The 25,252-nt window shown below is 68.5% G+C and carries 21 protein-coding genes and 3 pseudogenes; 13 read left to right on the top strand and 11 right to left on the bottom strand.

What is annotated here, in order from left to right; translation table 11 throughout:
* The 10 genes from EAH89_RS28665 to EAH89_RS28615 all read left to right on the top strand — a co-directional run.
* Positions 1–520 (top strand): NAD(P)-dependent oxidoreductase (locus tag EAH89_RS28665; protein ID WP_277753906.1); only part of this gene is annotated, 520 nt, incomplete at its 5' end.
* Positions 521–539: 19 nt separating this feature from the next.
* Positions 540–3,599 carry a D-2-hydroxyglutarate dehydrogenase YdiJ gene (gene ydiJ / locus EAH89_RS28660; RefSeq protein WP_140887120.1) on the top strand — a complete coding sequence of 1,020 codons (3,060 nt, stop codon included), beginning with the start codon at positions 540–542 and terminating at the stop codon, positions 3,597–3,599.
* A gap of 35 nt (positions 3,600–3,634) precedes the next feature.
* The gene (locus EAH89_RS28655) at positions 3,635–4,627 is read left to right on the top strand and encodes a tripartite tricarboxylate transporter substrate binding protein (protein ID WP_140887119.1); all 993 of its coding nucleotides are present in this window, start codon (positions 3,635–3,637) and stop codon (positions 4,625–4,627) included.
* Positions 4,615–5,595, top strand: coding sequence for a Bug family tripartite tricarboxylate transporter substrate binding protein (locus tag EAH89_RS28650; protein ID WP_161993822.1), 981 nt, complete (start codon positions 4,615–4,617; stop codon positions 5,593–5,595). The genes EAH89_RS28655 and EAH89_RS28650 overlap by 13 nt, the downstream gene beginning before the upstream one ends.
* Before the next feature lie 17 nt (positions 5,596–5,612).
* Positions 5,613–6,659 carry an amidohydrolase family protein gene (locus tag EAH89_RS28645; protein WP_140887117.1) on the top strand — a complete coding sequence of 349 codons (1,047 nt, stop codon included), beginning with the start codon at positions 5,613–5,615 and terminating at the stop codon, positions 6,657–6,659.
* 27 nt (positions 6,660–6,686) lie between these two features.
* Positions 6,687–7,658, top strand: a complete 972-nt coding sequence (locus tag EAH89_RS28640; RefSeq protein WP_140887116.1) for a Bug family tripartite tricarboxylate transporter substrate binding protein — start codon at positions 6,687–6,689, stop codon at positions 7,656–7,658.
* Complete coding sequence (locus EAH89_RS28635) at positions 7,658–8,542, top strand: amidohydrolase family protein (RefSeq protein WP_140887115.1); 885 nt, start codon at positions 7,658–7,660, stop codon at positions 8,540–8,542. Before EAH89_RS28640 ends, EAH89_RS28635 begins: the two co-directional genes overlap by 1 nt.
* 314 nt (positions 8,543–8,856) lie before the next feature.
* Complete coding sequence (locus EAH89_RS31625) at positions 8,857–9,816, top strand: hypothetical protein (RefSeq protein WP_161993821.1); 960 nt, start codon at positions 8,857–8,859, stop codon at positions 9,814–9,816.
* Between the two features lie 53 nt (positions 9,817–9,869).
* Positions 9,870–10,706, top strand: a complete 837-nt coding sequence (locus tag EAH89_RS28620; RefSeq protein ID WP_161993820.1) for a class I SAM-dependent methyltransferase — start codon at positions 9,870–9,872, stop codon at positions 10,704–10,706.
* A gap of 477 nt (positions 10,707–11,183) precedes the next feature.
* Entirely contained in the window at positions 11,184–12,206 is a 1,023-nt protein-coding gene (locus EAH89_RS28615; RefSeq protein ID WP_140887111.1) for a putative FMN-dependent luciferase-like monooxygenase, read from the top strand.
* Between the two features lie 66 nt (positions 12,207–12,272).
* Here the strand turns inward: EAH89_RS28615 and EAH89_RS28610 are convergent, their stop codons facing one another.
* From EAH89_RS28610 to EAH89_RS28575, 8 genes are all read right to left on the bottom strand, one after another.
* Entirely contained in the window at positions 12,273–13,901 is a 1,629-nt protein-coding gene (locus EAH89_RS28610) for an ABC transporter ATP-binding protein (RefSeq protein ID WP_140887110.1), read from the bottom strand.
* Complete coding sequence (locus EAH89_RS28605) at positions 13,898–14,731, bottom strand: ABC transporter permease (protein WP_140887109.1); 834 nt, start codon at positions 14,729–14,731, stop codon at positions 13,898–13,900. The genes EAH89_RS28610 and EAH89_RS28605 overlap by 4 nt, the downstream gene beginning before the upstream one ends.
* Positions 14,728–15,705: an ABC transporter permease gene (locus tag EAH89_RS28600; RefSeq protein WP_140887108.1), complete on the bottom strand. Its 978-nt coding sequence runs from the start codon at positions 15,703–15,705 to the stop codon at positions 14,728–14,730. Before EAH89_RS28600 ends, EAH89_RS28605 begins: the two co-directional genes overlap by 4 nt.
* Before the next feature lie 3 nt (positions 15,706–15,708).
* A complete protein-coding gene (locus EAH89_RS28595) occupies positions 15,709–17,307 on the bottom strand; it encodes an ABC transporter substrate-binding protein (protein WP_140887107.1) in 1,599 nt (532 codons plus the stop codon).
* A 112-nt stretch (positions 17,308–17,419) separates the two neighbouring features.
* Positions 17,420–18,256, bottom strand: coding sequence for a VOC family protein (locus EAH89_RS28590; RefSeq protein WP_140887106.1), 837 nt, complete (start codon positions 18,254–18,256; stop codon positions 17,420–17,422).
* A 157-nt stretch (positions 18,257–18,413) separates the two neighbouring features.
* A complete protein-coding gene (locus tag EAH89_RS28585) occupies positions 18,414–18,644 on the bottom strand; it encodes a transposase (protein ID WP_456306542.1) in 231 nt (76 codons plus the stop codon).
* Between the two features lie 68 nt (positions 18,645–18,712).
* Positions 18,713–19,890 (bottom strand): IS3 family transposase gene (locus EAH89_RS28580; RefSeq protein WP_408906331.1). Its coding sequence is split into 2 segments (ribosomal slippage): positions 18,713–19,602 and positions 19,602–19,890, totalling 1,179 coding nucleotides; the frame shifts between segments, so codons are not numbered across the junction.
* Between the two features lie 297 nt (positions 19,891–20,187).
* Complete coding sequence (locus EAH89_RS28575) at positions 20,188–20,436, bottom strand: hypothetical protein (RefSeq protein WP_140887103.1); 249 nt, start codon at positions 20,434–20,436, stop codon at positions 20,188–20,190.
* A gap of 330 nt (positions 20,437–20,766) precedes the next feature.
* Between EAH89_RS28575 and EAH89_RS28570 the strand changes: the two are divergent.
* A pseudogene (locus EAH89_RS28570) lies at positions 20,767–21,982 on the top strand (IS256 family transposase).
* 63 nt (positions 21,983–22,045) lie between these two features.
* Positions 22,046–22,351: pseudogene (locus EAH89_RS28565) on the top strand (DDE-type integrase/transposase/recombinase); the annotation flags it as partial.
* A gap of 636 nt (positions 22,352–22,987) precedes the next feature.
* Here EAH89_RS28565 and EAH89_RS28560 read toward each other — a convergent pair.
* From EAH89_RS28560 to ctrA, 3 genes are all read right to left on the bottom strand, one after another.
* Positions 22,988–23,260: a hypothetical protein gene (locus tag EAH89_RS28560; RefSeq protein WP_161993819.1), complete on the bottom strand. Its 273-nt coding sequence runs from the start codon at positions 23,258–23,260 to the stop codon at positions 22,988–22,990.
* A gap of 276 nt (positions 23,261–23,536) precedes the next feature.
* The gene (locus EAH89_RS28555; protein ID WP_140887101.1) at positions 23,537–23,788 is read right to left on the bottom strand and encodes a hypothetical protein; all 252 of its coding nucleotides are present in this window, start codon (positions 23,786–23,788) and stop codon (positions 23,537–23,539) included.
* On the bottom strand, positions 23,785–24,534 hold the full coding sequence (gene ctrA, locus EAH89_RS28550; RefSeq protein WP_140887100.1) for a response regulator transcription factor CtrA: 750 nt from the start codon (positions 24,532–24,534) through the stop codon (positions 23,785–23,787). The genes EAH89_RS28555 and ctrA overlap by 4 nt, the downstream gene beginning before the upstream one ends.
* A 521-nt stretch (positions 24,535–25,055) precedes the next feature.
* Here ctrA and EAH89_RS28545 point away from each other — a divergent pair.
* Positions 25,056–25,252 (top strand): annotated as a pseudogene (locus EAH89_RS28545) (IS110 family transposase); the annotation flags it as partial.

Genomic DNA, 25,252 nt, shown 5'->3' with positions numbered 1-25,252 from the left:
CCGCCTGGCCGCCGCCTTCGGCATGCGCGTGATCGCCCACGACCCCCTCCTGCCCACCGGCCCGCTGCCCGGCCCGGCCGAGCGGGTGGAGACGCTGCCCGACCTGCTGCGCCAGTCCGAGGTGCTCTCCCTGCACCTCCCGCTGGAGCCGGCGACGCGCGGCCTGATCGGCGCGGCGGAGCTGGCGCTGCTGCCCAAGGGCGCCATCCTCGTCCACACCGCCCGCGGCGGCATCGTGGACCAGGACGCCCTGCTCGCCGCCCTTGATTCCGGCCATCTGAGCTGGGCCGGCGTGGACGTCTTCGCGAAGGAGCCGCTGGAGGCCGAAAACCCCTTCCGCAGCCACCCGCGCGTCGTCGCCACGCCGCACCTGGCCGCCAACACGCCGCGCGGCGCGACCGGCATGGCCTGCGGCGCCGCCGAAAGCATCATCGCCGTTCTGGCCGGGCGCCTGCCCGCGCTGGAGGGTGCCGTTGTCGTCCCCGGCGGCCTGCCGGCCGAGCTCGCGCCGGCGGTCTGACGGCGCGGCGGAACCGCGCATGATCCCGCGCATCCCCGCGGCGCCTCCAGCGGAGGCGCTCACCCGCGCCTTCCTAGACGCGCTCCGGGCGGCCGGGTTCAGGGGCGAGATCGCCTCGGGCGACGCGGACCGGATGGTCTTTGCGACCGACAACTCCATCTACCGCGTCCCGCCCCAGGCCGTGCTCTTCCCGCAGGATACGACGGACGTCTCCCGCGCTATGCGCCTCATGGCGGAGGAGCGTTTCCGCTCGGTGGTGCTGGCGCCGCGCGGCGGCGGCACGGGCACCAACGGGCAGTCGCTGACGACCGGGATCGTGCTCGACTTGTCGCGCCACATGAACCGCGTCCTCGAGATCGACGCGGACGCGCGGCGCGTGCGCGTGCAGGCCGGCGTGGTGAAGGACCAGCTCAACGCGGCGCTCGCCCCGCACGGCCTGTTCTTCGCGCCGGAGCTCTCCACCTCCAACCGCGCGACGGTCGGCGGGATGATCGCGACCGACGCCTCCGGCCAGGGCTCCTGCCTCTACGGTAAGACGCGGGACCACGTGCTGGGGCTGACCACCGTGCTGACCGACGGCACGGCCTGGGACTCCGCCCCTCTGGAGGAGGCGCTGCGCACCGTCCAGCGCCACATGGATCTGGTGGGCGCCGTTCACCGGGCCGTCGACGCCATCCAGCGCGAACACGCCGCCGAGATCGAGGCGGGCTTCCCCAAGCTCAGCCGCTGCCTCACCGGCTACGATCTCGTCCATATCCGGGACGCGGCGGGCCGCTTCGACCTGAACAGCGTGATCTGCGGCGCGGAGGGCACCCTCGGCGTGGTGACGGAAGCCACGCTGAACATCCTGCCCATCCCCCGCCACGTCGCGCTGGTGAACCTGCGCTACGACAGCTTCGACGCGGCACTGCGCGACGCCGGCGCGCTGATGGCCTTCGGCGCCGCCTCCGTCGAGACGGTGGACAGCAAGGTCCTCGCCCTCGCGCAGGGGGACATCGTGTGGGAGGGCGTGCGGTCCTTCTTCCCCGAAGCCATCGAGCGCCCGACGCGCGGCGTGCTGCTGGTGGAGTTCGTCGGCGACGCCGCGGAAGGGGTCGAGGCCGCGCTCGGCCGGCTGACCGCGATGCTGGACGCCGAGGGCTTCGCCGGGCACCGCCTGGGCTACACGGTCGCCCGGGGCGAGGCCGCGGTGGGCCGCGTCTGGGACATGCGCAAGCGCGCCGTCGGCCTGCTCGGCAACATGGCGGGCGAGCGGCGCCCCATCGCCTTCGTCGAGGACACCGCCGTCCCGCCCGAGCGCCTGGCCGACTACATCGCCGAGTTCCGCGCGCTGCTGGACGGGTCCGGGCTGGACTACGGCATGTTCGGGCACGTGGACGCGGGCGTGCTGCACGTCCGCCCCGCCATCGACATGAAGGACCCGGCGCAGGAGCGCCTTATCCGCGAGGTCTCCGACGCGGTCGCCGCGCTCACGCAGCGCTACGGCGGCCTGCTCTGGGGCGAGCACGGCAAGGGCGTGCGCTCCGAGTACTCGCCGCGCTTCTTCGGCCCGCTCTACCCGCTGGTGCAGGCCGTGAAGGGCGCCTTCGACCCGCACAACCAGCTCAACCCTGGCAAGATCGCCACCCCCCCGGAGGGCGGGGCGTTGCTGCGGGTGGACGGCGTGCCCACGCGGGGCGCGGCCGACCGCGCCATCCCCGCTGCGGTGCGCGCGCCCTACGACACGGCGTTGCACTGCAACGGCAACGGCGCCTGCTTCAACTGGGATACCGACGACGCGATGTGCCCGTCCTGGAAGGGCACGCGTGAGCGGCGGCACTCGCCCAAGGGCCGCGCGATGCTGGTGCGGGAATGGCTGCGGCGGCTGAGCGAGGCCGGGGTGGATCCGGTCGCGGAGGCCCGCGCGCTGCGCGCCTCCCCTCCCCTGCGCGGCTTCCTGACGCGCCTGCGGAATACGCTCGCGCGGTGGCGCGGCGAGGCGGACTTCTCGCACGGCGTAAAAGAGGCAATGGACGGCTGCCTCGCCTGCAAGTCCTGCACCGGCGGCTGCCCCATCAAGGTGGACGTGCCGGGCTTCCGCGCGAAGTTCCTGGAACTCTACCACGGTCGCTACCTCCGCCCGCCGCGCCACCACCTCGTCGCACGGGCGGAGGGCCTGCTGCCGCTCGCGGCGCGCGCCCCGCGCCTCTACAACCTCGCCATCGGAAGCGCGCCCGGCCGCGCGGCGCTGCGCGCCCTCGGCCTCGTGGACAGCCCGCCCGTCTCCGGCATCGATCTGGGGGCGGAGCTTGCTGCCCGTGGCATCGCCCCCGCCGAACCGGCGGCGCTGCGCGCTCTTTCGGAAGAGGACCGCGCCCGCGCCGTGGTCTTCGTGCAGGACGCCTTCACGAGCTTCAACGAGACGCGCCTCCTGCTCGACGTGCTGGACTTGGCACTCGCCCTCGGCGCGCGGCCCTGGGTCGCGCCCTTCCGGCCCAACGGCAAGCCGCTGCACGTGCACGGATTTCTGGGTGCCTTCGGGAAGGCGGCGGCGGCGAACGCGGCGACGCTCGGCGCGCTCGCGGAAGCCGGGGTCCCGCTGGTTGGGATCGACCCGTCCATGACGCTCACCTACCGCGCCGAGTACAAGGAGACGGGCCTCGCCGCCCCGCCTGTACTGCTGCTGCAGGAGTGGCTGTCCGGCCAGGGCAGCGAGGCGCCGTTCGCCACCGAACCAGGCGCCTACTGCCTTCTCCTGCACTGCACGGAGCGCACCAACGCCCCGGCTGCCGCGCGCGAGTGGCGCGCCGTCTTCGCCCGGCACGGCCTGTCGCTGGAGGTGCCGCCCGCCGGCTGCTGCGGCATGGCCGGCACCTACGGGCACGAGGCCGAGCACCGGGCGATGTCCGGGCATCTCTACGCCCTGAGCTGGGCGCCGCAGGTCCGGGGCGCGGGCGAGGTGCTGGCCACCGGCTACTCCTGCCGCTCTCAGGTGAAGCGCCTGGACGGCTTGGCGCTGCGCCACCCCGCCCAGGCGCTACTGGCCGCGATCCGCGAGGGTCAGCGCGACGGCGGCACCACCCTGACGCGGGCCGCCTGAACAACACCAACGACACAGAGAAGGAGGAAACGAGAATGACAACACGACCAAATCCTGGGCGCCGCCGCCTGCTGGCAGCCGGTGCGGCGGTCGCCACCGCGCCGCTGGCCCGTCCCGCCCTGGCGCAGGCCGCCTGGCCCACCGGGCGGCCCATTGAGATCGTGGTGGGCTTCGCGCCCGGCGGCGGCACCGACGTGATGCTGCGCGCCCTCGCGCTGTTCCTGGCCGCCGAGCTGCCCGGCGCCAACTTCGTCATCAGCAACCGCCCGGGCGCGGGCGGCGAGACGGCCTACGCCGCGCTGCAGGCCGCGCGGCCGGACGGCTTCACCATCGGCGGCATCAACACCCCCGGCTACCTCTCCGTGCCCATCGAGCGGCGCGTGCGCTACGACCGCGCCAAGCTCCGCGCCATCGCGCGCCTCGTGGATGACCCGACCGCCTTCGTCGTGCACCAGGACTCACCCTACCGGACCCTGGCCGACCTCGTGGCGGACGCGAAGCGCCGCCCGGGCGAGATCAGCGTCGGGTCCTCGGGCGTCGGCACGGACGACCATCTCGGCCTCACCCTCTTCCAGGCGGCCACGGGCACCGAGTTCATCCACGCGCCCTACGCGGGGGCGGGGCTGGTCAAGAACGCCGCGCTGGCGCGCCACATCGACGTCGCCGGGCTGAACCTCGGCGAGATCGGCATGCTCGGCCAGGACAAGCCCGCGCTCCGGCCGCTCGCCGGCATGGGCGAGCACCGCTGGGACCTGATGCCGGAGGTGCCGACCTTCCGCGAGGCGGGCTACGACGTGGTCATGACGAGCGAGCGCGGCATCGCCGCCCCGCGCGGCGTGCCGGACGAGATCGCGCTGCGCCTGCAGGAGGCAATCGCGCGCGTCGTCGCCAAGCCCGAGTGGACCGAGAAGGCGCGGCAGCTCGAGCTGCCCATGGCCTACCTGCCGGGCGCCGAGTGGGAGGCGCAGATGCCCGCCCAGGAGGCTCGCTACCGCCAGATCTGGGAGAAGACACCGTGGCAGCAGTGATCCCTTCCCGCCGCGCCCTTTTGCTCGCAGCCCCCGCGCTGGCCCTGTCCGGCCGCCTCGCACGCGCGCAGAACGGCAGCTGGCCCGAGCGGCCCGTGCGCGTCATCCTGCCCTGGCCGCCCGGCGGCACGGCCGACATCGTCGGGCGCCTGTTCTTCAACGCGCTCTCGCAAGGCACCGGCAAGCCCTTCGTGATCGAGAACCGTCCGGGTGCCACGGGCACGATCGGTGCGGCCGCCTTCGCGCAATCCACACCGGACGGCTACACCGTCATGCACGGCTCGACCGGCCTCTCGGTCGAGAAGGCCCTCTTCAGCAACCTGCCTTACGATGCTGGGAGGGACTTCATCCCGGTCTTCCGCACCGTTACCGTGCCGCAGTTCGTGCTGGTGCCGGCAAGCCTGCCGGTCCGGACGCTCGCGGAGCTGATCGCCTATGCCAAGGAGAAGCGCGGCATCAACGGCGCCTCGGCCGGCATTGGCTCCATCCAGCACCTCTCCATGGAGCTCTTCGCGCGCCAGACGGGCATGCCGGTCAACCACGTCCCCTACCGTGGGGGCGCGCCCATCTACACCGACCTGATGACGGGCACGGTGGACCTCTACTTCGGCAACGCCAACGCGCCAGTGGCCTTCGTAAAGGAGGGCAAGCTCCGAGCCCTCGCCCATACCGGCAAGGGGCGGCTCACCTCGCTGCCGGATGTTCCACCGGTCTCGGACCTGCTCCCGGGCTTCGAGACCTACGAGTGGAACGGCGTCTTCCTTCCCAAGGGTACCTCCCCGGCCGTGGTAGTGCGGCTCAACAAGCTGCTGAATGAGGCGCTCGCCAGGCCGGACGTGGCCGAGAAGCTTCGGAGCCAGGACCTTCAGGCCGAGCGCAACTCGCCCGAGGAGTTCGCTGCCTTCTTCGCGGCGCAGAGCCAGCGCTGGCAGGGCTTCGTACGCGAGGCAGGCATCCGGCTGGAGTAGGAAGGGCGGACCTTGTGATGGGAACGGCAAACGCCTTGCCGCACCTGCCGGTGCGCGAGGACTGGCTGGCGCGGGTTAAGGAGGAGATCATCGATCCTGGCCTGCCGATCGTGGACGCGCACCACCACCTCTGGGACCGTCCGGGTTCCCGCTACCTGCTGGACGAGCTGCTGCGCGACACGGGCGGCGGACACGACGTGCGGGCCACGGTCTACGTCCAGGCGCGCTCCATGTACCGCGCCGAGGGGCCGGATGAGGCCTGCAGCCTCGGCGAGACGGAGTTCGCCAACGGGGTCGCGGCCCGCAGCGCGAGCGGCCTCTACGGCCCGATCCGCGCCTGCGCGGGGATCGTCGGCATGGTGGACCTGATGCTGGGCGACGGCGTCGTCCCCCTGCTGGAGCGGCACCTTCGGGCCGGCGGGGAGCGTTTCCGCGGGGTGCGGAACCAGACGGCCTGGCACGCAGCGCCAGAGATCAACTCGAACCCCGTGCCGTCCCAGCGAGGCCTGCTTTCCGAGCCCGTCTTCCGCCGGGGAGCCGCGCGCCTCTCCGAGCACGGGCTGTCGCTCGACGTCTGGGCCTACCACACCCAGCTCGACGAGGTGCTGGCCCTAGCCCGAGCCCTGCCCGACCTGACGGTGGTGCTCGACCATTGTGGCGGGCCACTCGGAGCAGGCCCTTACCGCGGGCGGCGCGCGGAGGTGTTCGCGGAATGGACCGGGTGGATGCGCCGCCTCGCCGCCTGCCCGAACGTCGTGATGAAGCTCGGCGGCCTCGGCATGGCGGTGGGCGGCTTCGACTTCGAACGTCAGGACAGGCCGCCCACCTCCGAGCAGCTGGCGGCGGCTTGGCATCCTTACCTGGAGACCTGCGTCGAGGCCTTTGGCACTGCGCGCTGCATGTTCGAGAGCAACTTTCCCGTGGACAAGGGAAGCTATGGCTACGTCGTGCTCTGGAACACCTTCAAGCGCTTCGCCGCTCGGGCCTCGGCGGAGGAGAGAACCGCGCTGTTCAGCGGCACCGCAACCCGCACCTACCGCCTCCCGTCGCTTCCGGCGGACTGAACGAGAACGCAAGGAAATACCGGAACCATGATCGCGCGCCGCATCCTGCTCTCCGCCCCTGCCCTGCTCGCGCGGCCCGCCACGGCGCGCGCGCAGTCCTGGCCCGCGCGGCCCCTGCGCCTGATCGTCGCCTACCCGCCCGGGGGTGCGGTGGACCTCGCCGGTCGACTGATCGCGGAGGCCCTGAGCGCGCGCCTGGGACAGTCCGTCGTCGTGGAGAACCGCACCGGCGGTGGTGGCACGATCGGCACGGCCGCCGTCACCAACGCCGTGCCGGACGGCTACACTCTGGGTGCCAGCGCGGTGAACAGCCTCGCCATCAACCAGTACCTCTACCGCAACCTGCCCTATGACCCCCAGAAAGACCTCATGCCGGTCTCCCTCGGCTGGGAGGCGCCTCTCGTCGTCGTGGTGCCGGTTGATCACGTCCCCTCCAAGACCCTCCGGGAGTTCGTCACCTGGGCGAAGGCCCGACCCGACGGCGTAGCCTTCGGCAGTTCGGGCGTAGGCACCACCGTTCACCTCTCGGGCGAGATGCTGTGCCGGCGTACAGGTATTCAGGGCACGCACGTTCCCTTTCGCGGCGGGGCGGACGCACTGACCTCCATGCTGCGGGGCGACATCCAGTTCGTCGTCGACAACGTGCCGACCGCGCTCGCCAACCTGCGCGGCGGCAAACTGCGGGCGCTGGCCGTCACCTCGGCCGAGCACTCACTCGACCTGCCTGACGTGCCCACCATGGCCGAGGCTGGAGTCCAGGACTTTGTCGTGACCTCCTGGGGCGCCCTCACCGTGCCTGCGGGCACGCCCGGCCCCGTGGTGCAGCGGCTGTCCGAGGCCATGCGGGACGCCGCGGCCGACCCGGCCGTGCAGGCGCGCTTTCGTCCCACGGGCAACCGCATCCTCGGCACCACGCCGCAGGAGGCCGCGGCGCGGGCGGCAAGGGAGCGACCTATGTGGGCGCAGCTCGTACGCCAGTCCGGCGCGACGCTCGATTGATGGCGACGCCCGAGGCGGCGCTCGCCCCATGGTCGGCAGGGAGTGAGCCACCGGCAACACCGGTGCCGCCCGGCGCCACAGACTGCCATTTCCACATCTACGACTCGCAGGTTCCCTCCCGCCCGGGTACCCCGCACCATCCAGATGCGCTCGAGGAGGACTACCTCGCCCTCCGGCGCCGCCTAGGCGTCTCGCGCGGCGTGCTGGTGCAGCCTTCAGCTTATGGAACCGACAATGCCCGCCACCTCCCCGCCATGGAGGTATTGGGACCGAAGCAGTACCGGATGGTCGCGGTGGTGGAGCCAGACATCCCGGAAGCAGCCCTCCGGCGGCTCGACGCGGCGGGCGTGCGGGGCGTCCGCTTCAACCTTGTCATGCCCGGCGTGCTGACGGCCGAGGTGGTGGAGCCGCTCGGACGCCGTCTTGCCACGTTGGGATGGCACGTGCAGCTTAATGCATCCGAAGCTCAGCTCGTCGCGCTGGAGCCGGCCTTGACCCGGCTACCCTGCCGCTTGGTCCTGGACCACCTGGGTCAGGTGCCGCACCCGACGGGTCTGGGAAGCGCCGCCTTCGGTGTAGTCCGCCGGCTGCTCGACCGTGGAAGCACCTGGGTCAAAATCTCTGGTCCCTACATCCGTAGCCGCGCGGGGCCACCCACCTACGAGGATGCAGGCCGGGTGACCTCTGCGCTTGCGCAAGCCGCGCCGGAACGCCTTCTCTGGGGCAGCGACTGGCCACACCCGACACAGACGCCCGACCGTAAACCCAACGATGCCGATCTCTTGGATCTCGGAGCGGCTTGGGTGGCCTTCCCACCAGTCTGGCACCGGATCCTGGTGGACAATCCAATGGAACTCTACGGCTTCTCAGGCAGCAGGCGGTGACCTTCCGGGTTTGGTAAGTCTTAAATCGGGGCAACCGCCCCCTCCCTGCCCCTTCGGCACGATGATAGGCCTTACTCATCCTTGAGCCCACTCGTGAAGTTAGCGGCGTGTGCGCTATGCCGTGCCAAACAGGCAGGTCCCTGGATGAAAATCCTTGTGCCTGTGATGAACAGCCCCGCATCTTACGCTCCAGTCAAATCACCTCGTCCCCAGCAAGGTACTAGGACATCACAAACGCGAAGCGTTTGCCGTTTGTGGATGCGCCCCTGGCCGATCAAGGGTGACATCACGAGTGTGGTGGAAAACAGCCTGTGATGGTTTGGGTCTCGCTGGTACGCCTACTCACCGTCTCAGCAAGCGTCGGGAAGGCGCTGCTCGCAATCGCCATTGTTGGTGGCGTCATGCTGCCTCCCACCGCCCACGCGCTGCGCGGCATGGTCCCTGTCGTGGTGGTCGGGCTGAGCACGCTGGTGCTGCTGCGCGTGGACGTTCCGGCGACACTCGCGCAGTTACACCGCCCGGGCCGGCTCGCCGCAATCCTCGCTGTTCAGATGGTGGCCTGTCCCGTCCTTGTCTGGGCGTTGGTGCGGGAACTCCCGCTCGACACCAGCATCGCCGACGCTGTTGTCATCTTCGCTACCGACTCGGCGATCATCTCTGCACCGGCTTACGCTCGGCTGCTCGGCCTTGATGCGGAGATTGCTCTACTGGGTGCGCTCGCCGGCACTCTGCTGGTGCCTGTTACCGCACCACTGATCGCATGGGCTTTGACGGGGGTGGGCCTGGCGATCAGCATGAAAGCGTTCTCCGCCCGTCTCGGGACGGTGGTGTTGGTGCCACTCCTGCTCTCGCTGCTTGTCCGCCGGCTGGCTGGAGCGCCTCGGCTGGAGGCGCTAGGACCGGCCCTTGACGGGCTCACGGTATGGTTGCTCGTCGCCCTCGGCTTTGGTGTCATGGACGGGGTCGGTGCGCGGCTCCTAGCTGAGCCGGCCTGGGTGGTAGAGGCAACGCTCGTCGCCTGCGCTGCGACGGCCGGATTGAACCTGGCGACGGCGATCGTCCTCCTACCCTTCGGCGTCCGGGTCGCCGCGACCGCGGGCATGCTGAGCGGCTTCCGCAGCATGGTCCTCTACCTCGCTGTGCTGCCGACCGGGGCCGACGCACGGGTGGCGGTGTTCTTCGGCCTCTATCAGATCCCCCTCTACATCGGGCCGCTCATCATGGCACCCGCATACCGATGGCTCCTGCGAGGGCGCAGGAACGATCCTGCTTGAGCCCGGCGCACGGGGCGTGCGAGCCTCGGAAGCAAGCGGTGGAGGGTAGCCGGATGGCACTCGACGTGCGGGCCTTCACGGCCTTCGAGCGAGCGGCCCACGACCGCATCGCCACAGCCTACGCAAAGCACTTCGCCCCGTTAACCGCTCTCGCGCTTAAGCCGTTGCTCGACGTCGCACAGATCACTGAGGGACGGCAGGTGCTGGACGTGGCGACCGGACCGGGAGTGGCTGCTGCGGCCGCCCAGGCCCGCGGTGCAGCTGTTACGGGCGTGGACGTCGCCCCGGGCATGGTCGCGCTGGCGCAGCGGGCCTACCCGAAAGTCGAGTTCAAGGTGGCCGAGGTAGTCGCCCTTCCCTTCCCTGACAGCGCCTTCGATGCGGTGCTCTGCAACTTCGGGCTCGGCCATTTCCCGGCGCCCGAGGTGGCGCTGGCCGAGTGCGTGCGCGTGCTCGCGCCGGGTGGCGTGCTCGCCTTCAGCTGGTGGGATCAGCCCGTGCGGCAGCGGGTACAAGGGCTGTTCCGCGAGGCAATCGCCGAACTGGGGTTGCCGCCTCCGCCCGAGGTGCCGCAGGGCCATGACACGATGCGCTTCTCCGATCCGGAGGCTTTCGCCGGGCTGCTGCGAGGCGCTGCGCTTGAGGGCGTGCAGGTAGTGGCACACCGCACCACCTACTCGATGCCAAACGTTGAGGCGCTGTGGCAGGCAGGCATGGGCGGGATGGCGGTCACTGCGGCGGCTATTGCAGCTCAGGACGCCGCCACCCAGTCCCAGGCGCGCGAGGTGATCGCGCGTCGCGCCGAGGCCCATCGTGGCCCGCAAGGGCTCGAGATCCCGATCGCTTACTTCATTGGAGCGGGACAAAAGCCTTCGACATCGACGAGCTAACCGGCGCCCCTACTTGGTACCCTACCTGATGCTCTTCCTGCCGCCGAGCGGCGAAGTACCAACGGCACAGATGTGATCCCGCGATGAAGGCGCTTCCTCAGGTCGCCTAACCGCGCTTGGATGGCTCGGCGCAGTACTCCTGGAGTGCAGCCCAGATGGTGGCGAGGGTGGCATCCTCGGGTAGGCTGGCGTAAGGGCTGACCCTCGATGGCTCGTAAGGCGCCCGCCATGCCGTACAAAGCCAATGCCGACTGCCGCCACCGCATCCCAAAGGTCTGCGCAGCTTCCTGATGCTGTTGTCGCCTCAGGCACGCAGCCAAGCCCGTCCTCTGGTCAAAACACTTGTCAAAGCCTTGAATCGGGATGACTACCGGCAGGCTGGTGAGGGCCGGCAAGATCCGTGTCTTCGACTCGCGCGTTTGCGGGCGCATTACGTTAAGGCAGGATGGCGAAGGCACAGCGGGGACAGTTAACGGCATGACGCTCAAGCGGCTCGGCTTCTTCACCCGCGTGCTCGACGAGGCCGAACCCGCGGAGCGTTACCACTTTGCTGCCGCGCAGATTGTGCACGCCGAGCGCTGCGGCTTCGACTCAGCCTGGGTCGCACAACATCACTTCGACGGTTCGGAGGGCGGGCTGCCCGCTCCGCTCGTCTTTCTCTCCTATGTCGCGGCCCAGACCTCGCGCATCCGTCTCGGCACCGGCATCGTGACGCTGCCGCTGGAGAGCCCGATCCGGGTAGCCGAGGATGCGAGCGTTCTCGACTTGATGTCCGGCGGTCGGCTCGAGTTTGGGGTGGGGCCGGGCGGGACCTTCACGGCCTTTCGGGCTTTCGACTTGGACGCGGCCGATCGCGGCGTCCTCACAGAGCGGAACCTAGCCTTCCTGCGCGAGGCTTGGTCCGGCCAGCCGCTGCCGGGCGGCGACCGGCTCTATCCCGCCAACGCCTCGCTCAGCGCCCGCGTCTGGCAAGCGAGCTTCGGGACGGAGGGCGCCCGCCGCGCGGGGCTCGCCGGCGACGGGCTACTTCTCTCGCGCACGCAGCCCCGCCCTGTCGACGCGCAAGGCCTCTCACTCGACGGTATCCAGGTACCAATGATCGACGCCTATCTTGCGGCTCTTCCCGAGGGGACCGAGCCGCGCATCCTCGCGTCGCGGACCGTCTTCGTGGCAGAGGACGCGGCGGTGGCGCGGCGGCTGGCTTTGAGCGGTCTGGGCCGGGCCCGTGACCGGATCATCCGGCTGGGCCGAACGCCCCCGGCCGCCTCGGCGGAGGCCATGATCGCTGCCCAGGACGTGCATGCCGGTACGCCGGAGGCGGTGATCGCCTCCCTGCGGGCAGATACGACGCTCACCCGCGCGACGGATCTCGCGGTGCAGGTGCATTCTGTCGATCCGCCGCACGAGGCCATCCTCCGGTCTATTGAGCTCGTAGCCGAAGTGGTGGCGCCGGCGCTCGGCTGGGCTGGCGGGTCTACGGAAGGCCGGCACGCGGCCTGATTGCGCCTCTGCCGACTGGCCGAAGCCCTCTCGTGGTCATGCCGGGTGCACCGCCAAAGGCTCCGTTCAGGCCAGTTCGGCAACCACCGGCGGAACCCACGCTTGGCCCGGCACCGAGGCGAGAAGGGTACGCGTGTACTCGTTGCGCGGGGCGCCGAAGACCTGCTCGGCCGTTCCCTCCTCCACCACGTGGCCGTCGCGCATAACGGCGATGCGGTCGCAGATCTGCGCGGCGACGCGTAGGTCGTGGGTGATGAAGAGCAGTGACAGGCCGAGCCGCTTCTGCAGGTCCGCGAGGAGGCGTAGGACCTGCGCCTGGACGGAGACGTCGAGCGCCGAGACGGCCTCGTCCGCCACGAGCACCTCGGGACGGAGCGCGAGGGCGCGGGCGAGGCCGATCCGTTGCCGCTGGCCGCCGGAGAACTCGTGCGGGAAGCGGCCGAGGGAGTCGGGGCTCAGGCCGACGAGCTCGAAGAGCGCGCGGGCGCGCGCCATCGCCTCGGCCCGCGGGACGCCGTGGAGGATGGGTCCCTGCGCCACGAGGTCGCCCGCGCGGCGCCGCGGGTTGAGGGAGGCGTAGGGGTCCTGGAAGACCATCTGAATGCGGTGCGTCTCCCGCCGCCACGCGGTCGCGGGCAGGGAGAGGAGCTCGGTGTCGCCGAGGCGGATGCGGCCCGTCTCGGGCCGCAGCAGGCGCATCACGCAGCGCGCGAGGGTGGACTTGCCGGAGCCGCTCTCGCCCACGATGCCGAGGGTGCCGCCGCGGGGCAGGGAAAGCGTGACGTCGGCGACCGCGCGGGTCTCCGGGCCGCCCCGGCCGAACCAGCCGCTGCGGCGGTAAGTCTTGGAGACGCCCTCGATCCGCAGGACGGCCGGGGTGCCGGGCGGCAGGGGGGGGCGCGGGGCCGCGTGCAGCGGGGGCACGGCGGCGATGAGGCTGCGGGTGTAGGGGTGGCCGGGACGGTTCAGGACGGCGTCGGCGGTGCCGCTCTCGACGAGGCGGCCGTGCTGCATCACGGCGACGCGGTCCGCGATCTCCGCCACCACGCCGAAGTCGTGGGTGATGAAGAGCACGGCGGTGCCGCGCCGCCGCTGGAGGTCGCGGACGAGGGCGAGGATCTGGGCCTGGGTGGTCACGTCGAGCGCCGTCGTCGGCTCGTCGGCGACGATGACGTCGGGCTCGAGCGCGAGGGCCATGGCGATCATGGCGCGCTGGCGCTGGCCGCCGGACAGCTCGTGGGGGTAGGCCTGCAGGGCCGCGCGCGGGTCGGGCAGCCGGACCTCGGTCAGCAGGGCGAGGGCGCGCTCCTCGATCGCGGCCCGGGACAGGCGCGTGTGGATGCGGAACATCTCGCCGATCTGGTCGCCGATGCGGCGGAGCGGATTCAGCGCCGTCATCGGCTCCTGGAAAATCATGGCGATACGGGCGCCCCGGATCCGCCGCATCGCCGCCTCCGGTAAGGCTAGCAGATCCTCGCCCGCCAAACGCAGGTTACCGCCGGCCACCGCGATGCCGGGGGGCAGCAGGCGCATGATGGTGCCGGCCAGCAGCGACTTCCCCGACCCGCTCTCGCCAACCACGCAGAGGATCTCCCCGCGATCGAGCGAGAGCGAGACGCCCTGCAGCGCAAAGTCCCGGTCGCCCCTGGGGGGCAAGCGCACCGTAAGGTCGCGAATCGCCAGCAAGGCGGTCATGGCCTGCCCCTCAGCCGGGGATTCAGCGCGTCGTTCAGTCCCTGCCCGACGAGGGAGACGGCGAGGACGGTGACGAGGATGGCGAGCCCCGGGATGGCCGAGACGTACCACTGGACCCGGAGCACGGCACGGCCCGCCCCGATGAGGTTGCCCCAGGAGGGGACATTGGGGTCAGACAGGTTGAGGAAGGCCAGGGCGCTCTCCAGCAGGATGGCTGTCGCCATCACCACACCCGCGTAGACGATCACGGGCGGCAGGGCGTTGGGCAGGATCTCCCGCAGGATGATCTGCGCGTCGCGCATGCCGAGAGTCCGGCAGGCCTCGATGAACTCGCGCTGGCGGAGCGTCAGGAACTCGGCGCGGGTGAGGCGCGCCGAGGCGGGCCAGGAGACGAGCCCGATCGCCAGTGTCACCGTACCGATCTCGGAGCCGAAAACGGCGACGAGGACCAGGAGGAGAAGGAAGTTCGGCAGGATCTGGAACATCTCGGCAATGCGCATCAGCGCGTCGTCCACCCAGCCGCCGTAGTAGCCCGCGAGGGCGCCGACAGCGATCCCGATGGTGACCGAGAGGAGGGTGGCAACCAGCCCGATTGCGAGCGAGATGCGCGCGCCGTGCAGGATCTCCGCCGCGATGTCGCGCCCGGTGTTGTCGGTGCCGAGCGGGAAGCGCGGATTGGTCAGAGGCCACTGGAGGGGACGGCCCGCAAGGCGGAGGGGATCGTCGGGGTAGAGGGAGGGGGCTGAGAGGGCCGCGGCCACCACGAGGAGGAGGAGCAACAGGCCGATCAGCCCGGCGGGGTTGCGGAGGAAGCGGCCGAGCGTGCTCACGCGCGCCCTCCGATGCGGGGATCCAGCCGCGCGTAGAGGAGGTCCACCACGAGGTTCACGGCGATCACCAGCAGGGCCGAAACGAAGACGATGCCGAGTAGCGTGTTCAGGTCCCGCTGTGTCACGGCGTCGTAGGCTAGGCGGCCGAGACCCGGCAGGGCGAAGACGCTCTCCACCACGACGGCGCCGCCGAGCAGCGTGCCGGCCTGGAGCCCGATGAGCGTAACCATGGGGAGGAGCGCATTGCGGAGAGCGTGGCGCAGGAGGACGCCAGCCTCGCCCAGTCCCTTGGCGCGCGCCGTGCGGACGTAGTCCAGGGTCATCACCTCGAGCATAGAGGCGCGCATGATGCGCAGGTAGATGGCGAGGAAGATGAGCGCGAGGGTTACGGTTGGCAGGAGCATGTGGGTGGCGATGTCCATCGCGCGGGCGAGGCCGGTCAGGCCGCCGCCGATCTCCTCGAAGCCACCCGGGGGCAGCCAGCCGAGATAAATGGAGAATAACACGATGCTCATCAGCCCGAACCAGAAGGACGGCGTGGCGTAGAAGACGAGGCCGAGGGTGGAGATGAGCGTGTCGGGCCAGCGATGCACGCGGCGGGCTGCCAGGATGCCGAGGGCGGTGCCAGCGGCGATAGCCAGCAGAAGGGAGGAGAGCATCAGCAGCAGCGTGACCGGCAGGCGCTCCAGGATCACGCTAGCGACCGGCTTGCCGTAGATGCTGGAGAAGCCGAGGTCGAGCTGCACCAGCCGCCAGAGGTAGCGGCCGAGCTGGATGGGGACGGAGACGTCGAGGCCGTAAAACTGGCGGAGCTGCTCCATCATCGCCGGGTCCCCGCCGCCGATCTGCGCCGTGAGCGCGTCCACCGTGTCGCCGGGGGCGAGCTGGAGGAGGAGGAAGAGGCCGACGAGGACGAGCAGCAGAGTCGGCAGGCTGGCGAGCAGTCGGCGCGACGCGAGGGCGAGGAGTCGCACGGCTCAGCCCGGGGCCAGGGTGGTGTCGTGCCAGTCGGCGGACCCCCAGCGCGGCGTGTTCAGGGCGTTACCCACGCGCTTGCTGATGATCGTCTGGAACTCGCGCTCGATGGCCATCCAGATCGGCAGCTCCTCGTTCACGGCGTGGAGCCACTCGGCGTAGAGCGCCTTGCGCTTCGCTGGGTCTGTCTCGGAGGCGGCCTGGTCTGTGAGGGCGTCCACCTTGTCCGACTGCCAGCCCCACTGGTTGGTCCAGGGCGCACCCTTGGGGCTGCCCGAGCGGTACCAGACAGTGGTCGAGACCGCAGGGTCGCCGCGGTACTGGTGCCAGCCCGTCGCGAGGTCGAAGTTCCAGTCGCGGTAGACAGCGGTCAGCGCGCCGGCGGCGTCGTAGTTCACGATCTCGACCCGGATCCCGACCGCCTGGAGCGACTGCTGGACGAAGGTGGCGAGCAACGGCACGTCCTCCCCGTTCGGGATGGGCACGAGGCGGAGCGCGAAGCGGACGCCGCCAGCGCCGCGGCGGAAGCCCGCCTCGTCCAGCAGGGCTTCTGCGCGGCGCTTGTCGAAGGCATAGGGCGGCTTGGCATCGGCCGGGAAGAAAGCGGCGGAGGTGGAGGGGATGGGGCCCGCGGCGGGCTTGCCCTGGCCGTAGAGGAAGTTCTCGATAAAGAAGGGCACGTCGATCGCGTGGGCGATCGCGCGACGCACCCGGACGTCCGCGAGCTCCCGCCGGCGGTGGTTGAACTCGAGCGTGTTGTTGAAGGCGTTCGCCTCGGAGCCGTGGGTGGTGACGGTGAAGCGCGGGTCCTTGCCGAGGCGGTCGAGATCGGCGAGGCCGATGCCGTTGTAGGTGGAGACCTGGACCTGCCCCGTCTCAATGGCGGCGGTGGCGGCGCTGCGGTCAGTGATGAAGCGCCAGACAATCCGGTCGAGTGGAGGGGCGCCGCGCCAGTGGCTGAGGTTGCGCTCGGCGATGACGTACTGCCCGCGCTCATACTGCACGAACTTAAAGGGCCCGGTGCCAACCGGGGCTGTGTTGGCCGGGTTCTCAAGCACGTTTGTGCCCTCGAAAAGGTGGCGCGGCACGACGTAGCCAAGGTCGCAGAGGGCGCGCAGCAGCAGGTCCAGCGGCATGGGGCGGGCGTAGCGGAACACTGCCGTGTGCGGGTCGGGGGTGCCCACGGCATCCAAGTATTGCTGCAGCTGGGTGCCGTAGTTGAGGTGCTTCTTCCAAAGCTCCATCGCGTTGTACTGCACGTCTGCCGAGGAGAATGGTTTGCCGTCGTGCCAAGTCACCCCCTCGCGCAGGCGGAAGGTGACGGTGCGGCCATCGGGCGTGCTCTCCCAGCTTGTGGCAAGGACGGGTACGGGCTTTCCGGTCGCATCAAGGTCGACCAGCGCCTCGATCATCTTGCTGGTGATGGCATAGACGCCAGTGGAGGCGCGGAGCGCGGGATTTAGAATGCGCTGTTCGCCGCTCATATGGGCGGTGAGAATGCCGCCGGGGCGGGGCACGGCCTGGGCGGCGGCCTCGCGGGTGGTCTGCATGGCGGCCAGGAAGGCCGGGAGGGATGCCAGGACAACGCGCCGGGTGGACATGACGGAACTCCGGGAAGCTAGGGTTGGGAAGGGGCATGAACCATGCCAAGGGTGCTATCCGTCGCAGGCTGATGGAGGATGGGCGACTCCGCCATCGCACACCCGGCGCCGGTCAGCTAATAAAAGCCAACGCCAGCCCGGCGGCGCCGGAGGCGGGGACAAGCACACGGCCGTCCTCGACGAGGAGACGCTCTACGCGGCTGTGTTGAAGCAAGCGCCCGGTTTCCGCCGGGTCTCGCACATGGATGGAGAGCGCGACCATGCGGTCGGTGGCATCCGTCTGGACGAGTGCGGTGCCGCGGTAGCGCTCGGCTATCTCCGCCGGGGTGAGGATGAGGACGGACGCCATATCGGCGGGAATGGCGAAGCCGCCCTTCGTGGGTTTGACCGCCTCCTCGCCAAAGAGATCACGATAAAGCGTGGCGGTCTGCTCAGGATCGGCCGCGGCAATCACGAACTCGGCAATGCCGGTGGCTCCGTTCGGGTGCTGTCGCCACTCGTCCCGCCAGACGAGTTCAGGCGTGAAGTGTTGACAGAAGAAGACGCGGCCGTTCGCTGTGCGCGGGTCCGAGAGCGTGGTCGTGCGGAAGCGCGCCTCGGCCACACCGTCTGTAGTGCGCACGGGGCGGTGGAACTCGCGCGGTTCCTCCACTTGGAGGCCGCGCGCACGTAGGGAGGTGGCAAAGCTGGCATCGGCCGGTGGCTTGAAGACCAGACCAGCCAAGCCGGTCGGGTTCTGGAGAAAGTCCACGCGTGCCGCCTCGCGGCCGGGCTCGACACCGAGCAACTCTAGGTAGTCCTCCTCAAGGATCGCCAAGTGGTTGCTCGAACCGAGCGAGTGGTGCCCGCGCTCCGTGAGCGCGAAGCCGAGCTTCGCATACTGTTCAGCGGCTTTATCAAGGTTTCGGGCCACGTTGATCACGACATGATCAATGACAGGACGGAGCATGGGCAATGGAGCCTTTCAGGGACCGCGCAAGCGCCGGCGCGGATCCGTGACGGTATCACGGGCGTCATCGCGTGGCGTCGTTAGGGTCTGTGCAGTTCAGCTGTGTGAAGCATGCATGACATGACCTTTCCCCGCACGAGTGGACAGGGGTTACGGCCTACGCGGCCGCGGCGAGTTGTTCCATTTCAGCTGGGGCTTTGTAGCCGATCGCTGAGTGGAGGCGGGTTCGGTTGTAGAAGGCTTCGATGAAGGCGAAGAGGGCAGATCTTGCGGCTTGTCGGGTCGGGAACGGCTCGTCCTCCCCGAGTTCGGTCTTGAGGCTGCCGAAAAAGCTTTCCATGGGGGCGTTGTCCCAGCAATCGCCTTTTCGGCTCATGGAGCAGAGCATGCCGTGCTTGGCGAGCAGGCGGCGGTAGCCTNTGACCTTTCCCCGCACGAGTGGACAGGGGTTACGGCCTACGCGGCCGCGGCGAGTTGTTCCATTTCAGCTGGGGCTTTGTAGCCGATCGCTGAGTGGAGGCGGGTTCGGTTGTAGAAGGCTTCGATGAAGGCGAAGAGGGCAGATCTTGCGGCTTGTCGGGTCGGGAACGGCTCGTCCTCCCCGAGTTCGGTCTTGAGGCTGCCGAAAAAGCTTTCCATGGGGGCGTTGTCCCAGCAATCGCCTTTTCGGCTCATGGAGCAGAGCATGCCGTGCTTGGCGAGCAGGCGGCGGTAGCCTTGCGCAGCGTATTGGCTCCCGCGGTCCGAGTGCAGCAGCAGTTCCGGACCTGGTCGGCGGTTGGTGATCGCCATCTGCAGGGCAGCGATCGTCAGCTCCTGGGCCATGGTCTCGCGCATGGCCCAGCCGACCACCTTGCGTGAGAAGAGATCCAGCACGACGGCGAGATACAGCCAGCCCTCACCAGTTGGAATGTACGTCATGTCCGCCAGCCACACCCTGTTGGGTCCGGAAGCGGTGAACTGGCGGTCCAGAAGGTTGGGGGCGACGGGGAAGCTGTGCTTGCTATCGGTGGTCACCCGGAAGCGGCGTTTGGTCCGTACTCCGATGCCGTGCTGCCGCATCAGGCGCGCCACCCGGTTGCGGCCCACCCGCTGCCCCTCGGCTTGCAGGGCCGCATGGACCCGTGGACTGCCGTAGCGGCGTCGGCTCTCGGCATGCACACGGCGGATGTCCCCAAGCAAGGCCTGGTTGGCCTGCGAGCGGATGCTCTCGGACCGGCCCCTCCACGCATAGTAGCCGCTGGCGCTCACCTCCAGGACCGAGCACATCACCCGCACAAGGAACATCTCGCGATGGTCCTCGATGAAACGGAACCTCATCTCGGCGGGCCCGAGAAGATGCCGATAGCTTTTTTTAGGATGTCGCGCTCCATCTGAGCCCGCTCGAGCTCCCTCCGAAGCTGCCGAATCTCGGCCTGCTCCGGTGAAGCGGGCAGCGTTACCTTGCCAGTACCCCCTTGTCCTGCGGCCAACCCAGCTAGTCCATGACTTCGCGCCCGCCAGTTCCGCAGCATCGATGACTGGATCCCAAACTCCTTCGCCACCTGCATCAAGGGGCGGCCGCTGCTCTCCAGCAACAACACCGCCTCCCGCTTGAACTCCTTCGTGAACTCCCGTCGCGTCTTGCTCGTCATCAGGGCACCTCGCTCCCGCAGGAGCTTATCTGAAGTGTCCACCAACACGGGGGAGGGTCACCCTCGTCTACACAAGCAGTGAATCAGCCTACGTCGCGCCGGGTCCACACACATCCACGCACAGGTCTCATAAGGCCTCGTTAACCTTTCGGCTGCTTCAATGAGCCTACCGAGAGGGCCAAAAACTAGCTTCCTCTGACTGCAAATCATCGCCCTTATGGCCTGGGCTGGCGTGGTTGCAAAAGCCGCCTCACCAGCCCCCCTCGGCCTGCTCAGGGCAGAGGCTCAGCGGCGCGCTCACGTCACCTGGAAGGCCTTGGCGAGAGCGGAAACGCTGAGGCCCTCCTCCGCGTCGAACATGTCCCACACGAAGACAGTGCCGGTCCTCCGCTCGACTTCGGCGACCGTCGCCATCAGGTCGAGAGAGTCGACAATGCCCAGACCCATGAGGTGCCGGTCGCCAAACGTCGCTATCGAGAGGCCGGCTTGCTCGATCTTCGGACGCAGGACCTCCAATATTGTCGTGCGAACCGCGTCCCAAGACATTCGCCATTTCCACTGTCATCGCACGCAGCGCGCTGTAGGCTGTCCTGGTAACCAAGTTCAAGGCTTACGGCAGCGGCTCAAGGGCGCCGACGCCTCGCCGCCCTGCCCTTCGCACCGGCAGTCCAGCCGATCCACCAGATCCACCGAGGCCAGTCGCCTCTTGAGGTTCATGCAGCGAAACCGCGCACTGGTCAGGTGCAGATCCGCCTCCGGCGCAGGTCGTGCCCCCGGTGATGGTGTAGGAGGCGGCCGCCCGGGTCAGGGCGGCCATCGCGGTGAACCTCGGTAAGATTGGGTTGTCGAGACCTGACCTGAACCATGGAGACCACGATGACCAACGACAGAGTTGCCCTTCGGGAGCTTCTGGAGAAGGGCTCTGACGCGACGTTTCTGCGGGAGATGATCGGCTTTGCGGCCCATCGGCTGATGGAGCTGGATGCGGAGGGGGTCTGCGGCGCTGGGCATGGCGAGCGCAGCGCCGAGCGGGTGAACCAGCGGAACGGCTATCGGGAGCGCGACTGGCAGACCCGGGCCGGGACGGTGGAGCTCAGGATCCCGAAGCTCCGGCGCGGCTCCTACTTCCCCGCTTTCCTGGAGCCCCGGCGGCTGGCGGAGAAGGCGCTGACGGCGGTCATCCAGGAGGCCTATGTCCAGGGGATCTCGACGCGTTCAGTGGACGACCTGGTCCGGGCCATGGGGCTGGAGGGGATCAGCAAGAGCCAGGTGAGCCGCCTGTGCGGCGAGATCGATGGCCGGGTGCAGGACTTCCTGGCCCGCCCCATCGAGGGCGACTGGCCCTACCTGTGGCTGGACGCCACCTACGTGAAGGTCAGGGAGGCAGGCCGCCTGTTGGAGGCAGTGCCTCCAACCGGTGGCCGTCACCATCGCGGTGGGGGTGAACAGCGACGGCCGCCGCGAGGTGCTCGGCATGGCGGTCGGCGCCTCCGAGGCCGAGACCTTCTGGACCGACTTCCTGCGCGGCCTCGCCCGCCGAGGGCTGCGCGGCGTCAAGCTGGTCATCTCCGACGCCCACGAAGGTCTCAAGGCTGCGGTGGCCAAGGTGCTCAGGGCCACATGGCAGCGCTGCCGCGTGCATTTTGGCCGCAACGCCGCTGCTCACGCGGGCAAGACCCAGCGCCGCATCGTCTCCGCCTGGATCGGCACCGCCTATGCCGAGGCCGATGCCCCGGCCGCCCACGCCCAGTGGCGCAAAGTGGCCGACCAGCTCCGCCCCACGGTGCCCCGGCTGGCCACCCTGATGGATGCCGCCGAGGAGGACGTGCTCGCCTTCATGGACTTTCCCCGCGAGCACAGAGCCAAGCTGCACAGCACCAACCCCATCGAGCGGCTCAACGGCGAGATCAAGCGCCGCACCGACGTGGTGGGCATCTTTCCCAACGAAGCCGCCATCACCCGCCTCGTTGGCGCACTCCTCCTCGAACAGTCCGACGAGTGGGCCACCCAGCGCTCCCGCACCACGACGCTGGAGACCATCGGCGCCGTGAGCGATACTGCCTCCATCAGCCTGCCCGCCGCGGCCGCCTGACACCGCGGCTCAGCCCGCTGAGGAGCACCGCTCCTACACCACGCCCTGGGGCACGATCTCCGGCGCACCCGGGACGGGCACAAGTTCCGCCTGCTGAATGTCGTCGATGAGTTCTCCCGCGAGCGCCTGGCCATCCGAGTGGGCCGACAACTCAGGGCCGCTGACGTCATCGACGTGCTGTCGGACCTGAACATCCTGCGCGGCGTGCCGGGTCATGTTCGTTCGGACAACAGGCCCGAGTTCGCCGCCAACGCCGTGAAGGGCTGGATCACCGGCGTGGGTGCTAAGACAGCGTTCATCGAGCCCGGAAGCCCTTGGGAGAACGGCTACGTGGAGAGCTTTAACGGCAAGCTCCGGGACGAGCTACTCCCATCTTCCTGTCCGGCCTCACCGCCCTCAAAGCGGGCGACATCATCTTCGCCTGATGATGCCAGCCTCCGAGGTAGGATGCGGCTGGCCTTAAGATTGGCAGTTCAGAGGAGTAGCCTCGACCAGACCAGATCGCGTCTTCCTTCAATGGAGTGAGCGAGCGAGTTGTGAAACCTCGCCACCCAGGGCTGCCGTTGTAAGCATGGCAAGTTGTCCCGTCGCCTCTGCCCGACGAGCCTCGGCCATGCAAGCAGTGGCATCCCGGCAATCATTTTTCGAAATCAAAGCGGGTATCAACTGTGCCGGACTATAACCGTCACCGCCATAGTCCTTAAACCAATGAACTCGCGCCGCTGCCAACGCGTGCACGGCATCGGCGGCCCGAAGGAAGTAGGTGCCTCCTTGCCCCGGGCGGGCGCCGCGACCAACGAGGATAAGGACGATTGTCCATACCGGATCCTGGGCAGCATCGAGGTCGCCTGAGGAGTTGGTGCACGCGTACGGGTCGTCAAAAGGCATTTGCCGAATCCAGACGATCGATCAGGAACCGACCGTTAATCACAATTACGAGAGACATATGTCAAGAAGATATGCGGTCTGGACTGATCATGTGCTCAGGGCCGGCGCAGGGCGGCCTTAGGCGCTGAACTGTTCCTCGAAGACGCCCGTTAGCACGCGCTCGAGTTCGCGCTTCACCGGGTCGTGGCCGCTCTGCTTGAGGAACTCGCCAAGCTCGAGGCGAACGTTGCCCTGGTACAGGGCGCCGCCTCGGCGGGCTTTCACGTTCTCCCAGACGTGCTCGACGTGCAGGAGGCACTGTTCTGTGTCGAACACCAGGAACCAACGGTCCTGGCTGTTGCTCACGGAGCTGGGTGACGTCTGGTGCAGCTGCCGGCGAAGTTGGGTCATTCCGCGCTTCCATATCGAGGTTGCAATAAGCGGTACGCGACGCTGATCCAATTAGGAAGCGTCGCATTCGCATATGATCGTGAGGGGTACCGCGAAGTGCTTCCCCTGGAGGGCCGCTGATGAAGTAGCCGACCATCCTACTGGCCCGACCGGGCCTCCTGCATGATCGTGCGGATCTCACAATCAGTCGTAATGTGCACCCGATGCGGGCGGGCTAACACGCCGGCCCCGTTTGACGTGCCTGCCACGCCCAACGAGCGCGGTAGCGCGGCTCAATCAAGAGGTTTGCTGCAACTGCTTCAGCTGGGACGTCGCGGCGTCGTAGGCCTCCTCGGCACTGCGGAACCCTTGTTTGCTGGCGGCCAGGGGCGCGGCTGTCGGGGAGGGCGCTCCTTCGTCGAGCAGGTACCAGTGCCAGACCTGGGCGCCATGGCCGTGGCGCTCCACGACGATCTGAAAGCCGGGAGCGTCCCTGGCCGATCGTGCATCAAGCACTGATCGTTCGAGCAGGGTTGGCTGGCTGCTCAAGGCGAGGCCTGAGAGGCGGCGTGCTGGTAAGAGGCCGGCATCGTGCCAGCGGCCGGGCTGCGGATCATGCCTTGGGCCGGGTCGCGCAGGACGTACCCGCGTCCCCAGACGGTTCCGATGAGGTCCTCGCAACCGGCCTGGACGAGCTTCTTGCGGAGCTTGCAGATGAAGACGTCGATGATCTTGACCTCCGGCTCGTCCATGCCGTTGTAGAGGTGGTTGAGGAAGGCTTCCTTGGTCATCACCGCGCCCTTGCGGAGAGTGAGGAGCTCAAGAATCGCGTACTCCTTGGCCGTGAGGTGGACGGGCTTGCCACCGACGGTCGCCGCGTGAGCGCTGAGGTCGACGGTAAGACTCCCGACCGAAATGCTGGGCTGGGCGAAGCCCTTGGCGCGCCGGACGATGGCCTGGATGCGGGCGATGAGTTCCTGGTTGTCGAAGGGCTTGACGAGGAAGTCGTCGGCGCCGAAGCCGAAGCCCTGCACCTTGGCGCCGGGACGGGAGAGGCCCGACAGAATCAGCACCGGGGTCGCACTCCGGGCGGCGCGCAGGCGGCGGACCACCTCGTAGCCCTCCATGTCCGGCAGCATGAGGTCGAGCACCACGATGTCGTACTCGTAGAGCCGGGCCAGCTCCAAGGCCTCTTCGCCGGTGTCGGTGGCATCAACCATCATGCCCTGGGTCTTGAGCATGAGGGTCACCCCGCAAGAGGTGGTCAGGTCATCTTCGACGAGCAGGACGCGCATGAGGGAGGTTCCGTTCACGAGATCGTGATTAATGAATACAACCATAGCGCGAGTCTGCCAAGTCGTTTCGTTATCGCCTGATGTTTCAGGGATGAGAATTTTGACGAATCGCGTTCAGTCGTTCTGGTTCGACCCGTCCTGCCCTCAATTTAGGCGAAGTTTCTCGTTGTGAATCAATGGGGTGTTTTTATGTTTGAAAGTGGTCTCTCAGAACTGACACGAAGTGCTCTCGTTCGGAAGATTAAGGTCTGCAATCTAGAGTTGTGTAACGGACATCTTTGATGCAGGAGCTCCATTCCATCGAGCACATGCTGGTTAGCGGTCGGTACGAGGAAGTAGGCATCTACGATGTGGCCCCAGGTTGGTGATCTCTGGTGACCTTTTCGCGCCGAGTGTCGAGGACGTAAAAAATGGACACTTATACCGCCGAGCGGATGAACTGATGCGGTGGACGGCCCCTGAGCGGCATCGATGTGCCAGGCTCGCGGCTGTTGAGGTCAGCGAGCGAAGGGACCGTCCGCATGCAGGTTACCACCATCGGCTTGGACATCGCCAAGCGCGTGTTCCAGGCGCACGGCGTGGATGAGGCTGGCCGGGCCGTGCTACGGCGAAAGCTGCAGCGGGTCGAGGTGCTGACCTTCTTTCGAGGCCTGCCGCCCTGCCTTGTCGGCATCGAGGCGTGCGGCACGGCGCATCACTGGGCGCGCGAGATCCGGGC

Origin of the sequence: Muricoccus nepalensis, from assembly GCF_006438825.1 — a bacterium.
GTDB classification, from domain to species: Bacteria; Pseudomonadota; Alphaproteobacteria; order Acetobacterales; family Acetobacteraceae; genus Roseomonas; species Roseomonas nepalensis.
The sequence above is the reverse complement of the archived record's forward strand: the minus strand, read 5'-3'. Positions and strand labels throughout refer to the sequence as shown.

Coding starts and splice junctions, on each gene's coding strand:
- ydiJ (WP_140887120.1), top strand. CDS start 540: ATGATCCCGCGCATCCCCGCGGCGCCTCCAGCGGAGGCGCTCACCCGC.
- EAH89_RS28655 (WP_140887119.1), top strand. CDS start 3,635: ATGACAACACGACCAAATCCTGGGCGCCGCCGCCTGCTGGCAGCCGGT.
- EAH89_RS28645 (WP_140887117.1), top strand. CDS start 5,613: ATGGGAACGGCAAACGCCTTGCCGCACCTGCCGGTGCGCGAGGACTGG.
- EAH89_RS28640 (WP_140887116.1), top strand. CDS start 6,687: ATGATCGCGCGCCGCATCCTGCTCTCCGCCCCTGCCCTGCTCGCGCGG.
- EAH89_RS28635 (WP_140887115.1), top strand. CDS start 7,658: ATGGCGACGCCCGAGGCGGCGCTCGCCCCATGGTCGGCAGGGAGTGAG.
- EAH89_RS31625 (WP_161993821.1), top strand. CDS start 8,857: ATGGTTTGGGTCTCGCTGGTACGCCTACTCACCGTCTCAGCAAGCGTC.
- EAH89_RS28620 (WP_161993820.1), top strand. CDS start 9,870: ATGGCACTCGACGTGCGGGCCTTCACGGCCTTCGAGCGAGCGGCCCAC.
- EAH89_RS28615 (WP_140887111.1), top strand. CDS start 11,184: ATGACGCTCAAGCGGCTCGGCTTCTTCACCCGCGTGCTCGACGAGGCC.
- EAH89_RS28610 (WP_140887110.1), bottom strand. CDS start 13,901: ATGACCGCCTTGCTGGCGATTCGCGACCTTACGGTGCGCTTGCCCCCC.
- EAH89_RS28595 (WP_140887107.1), bottom strand. CDS start 17,307: ATGTCCACCCGGCGCGTTGTCCTGGCATCCCTCCCGGCCTTCCTGGCC.
- EAH89_RS28590 (WP_140887106.1), bottom strand. CDS start 18,256: ATGCTCCGTCCTGTCATTGATCATGTCGTGATCAACGTGGCCCGAAAC.
- EAH89_RS28585 (WP_456306542.1), bottom strand. CDS start 18,644: ATGCTCTGCTCCATGAGCCGAAAAGGCGATTGCTGGGACAACGCCCCC.
- EAH89_RS28575 (WP_140887103.1), bottom strand. CDS start 20,436: ATGTCTTGGGACGCGGTTCGCACGACAATATTGGAGGTCCTGCGTCCG.
- EAH89_RS28560 (WP_161993819.1), bottom strand. CDS start 23,260: ATGACCCAACTTCGCCGGCAGCTGCACCAGACGTCACCCAGCTCCGTG.
- ctrA (WP_140887100.1), bottom strand. CDS start 24,534: ATGCGCGTCCTGCTCGTCGAAGATGACCTGACCACCTCTTGCGGGGTG.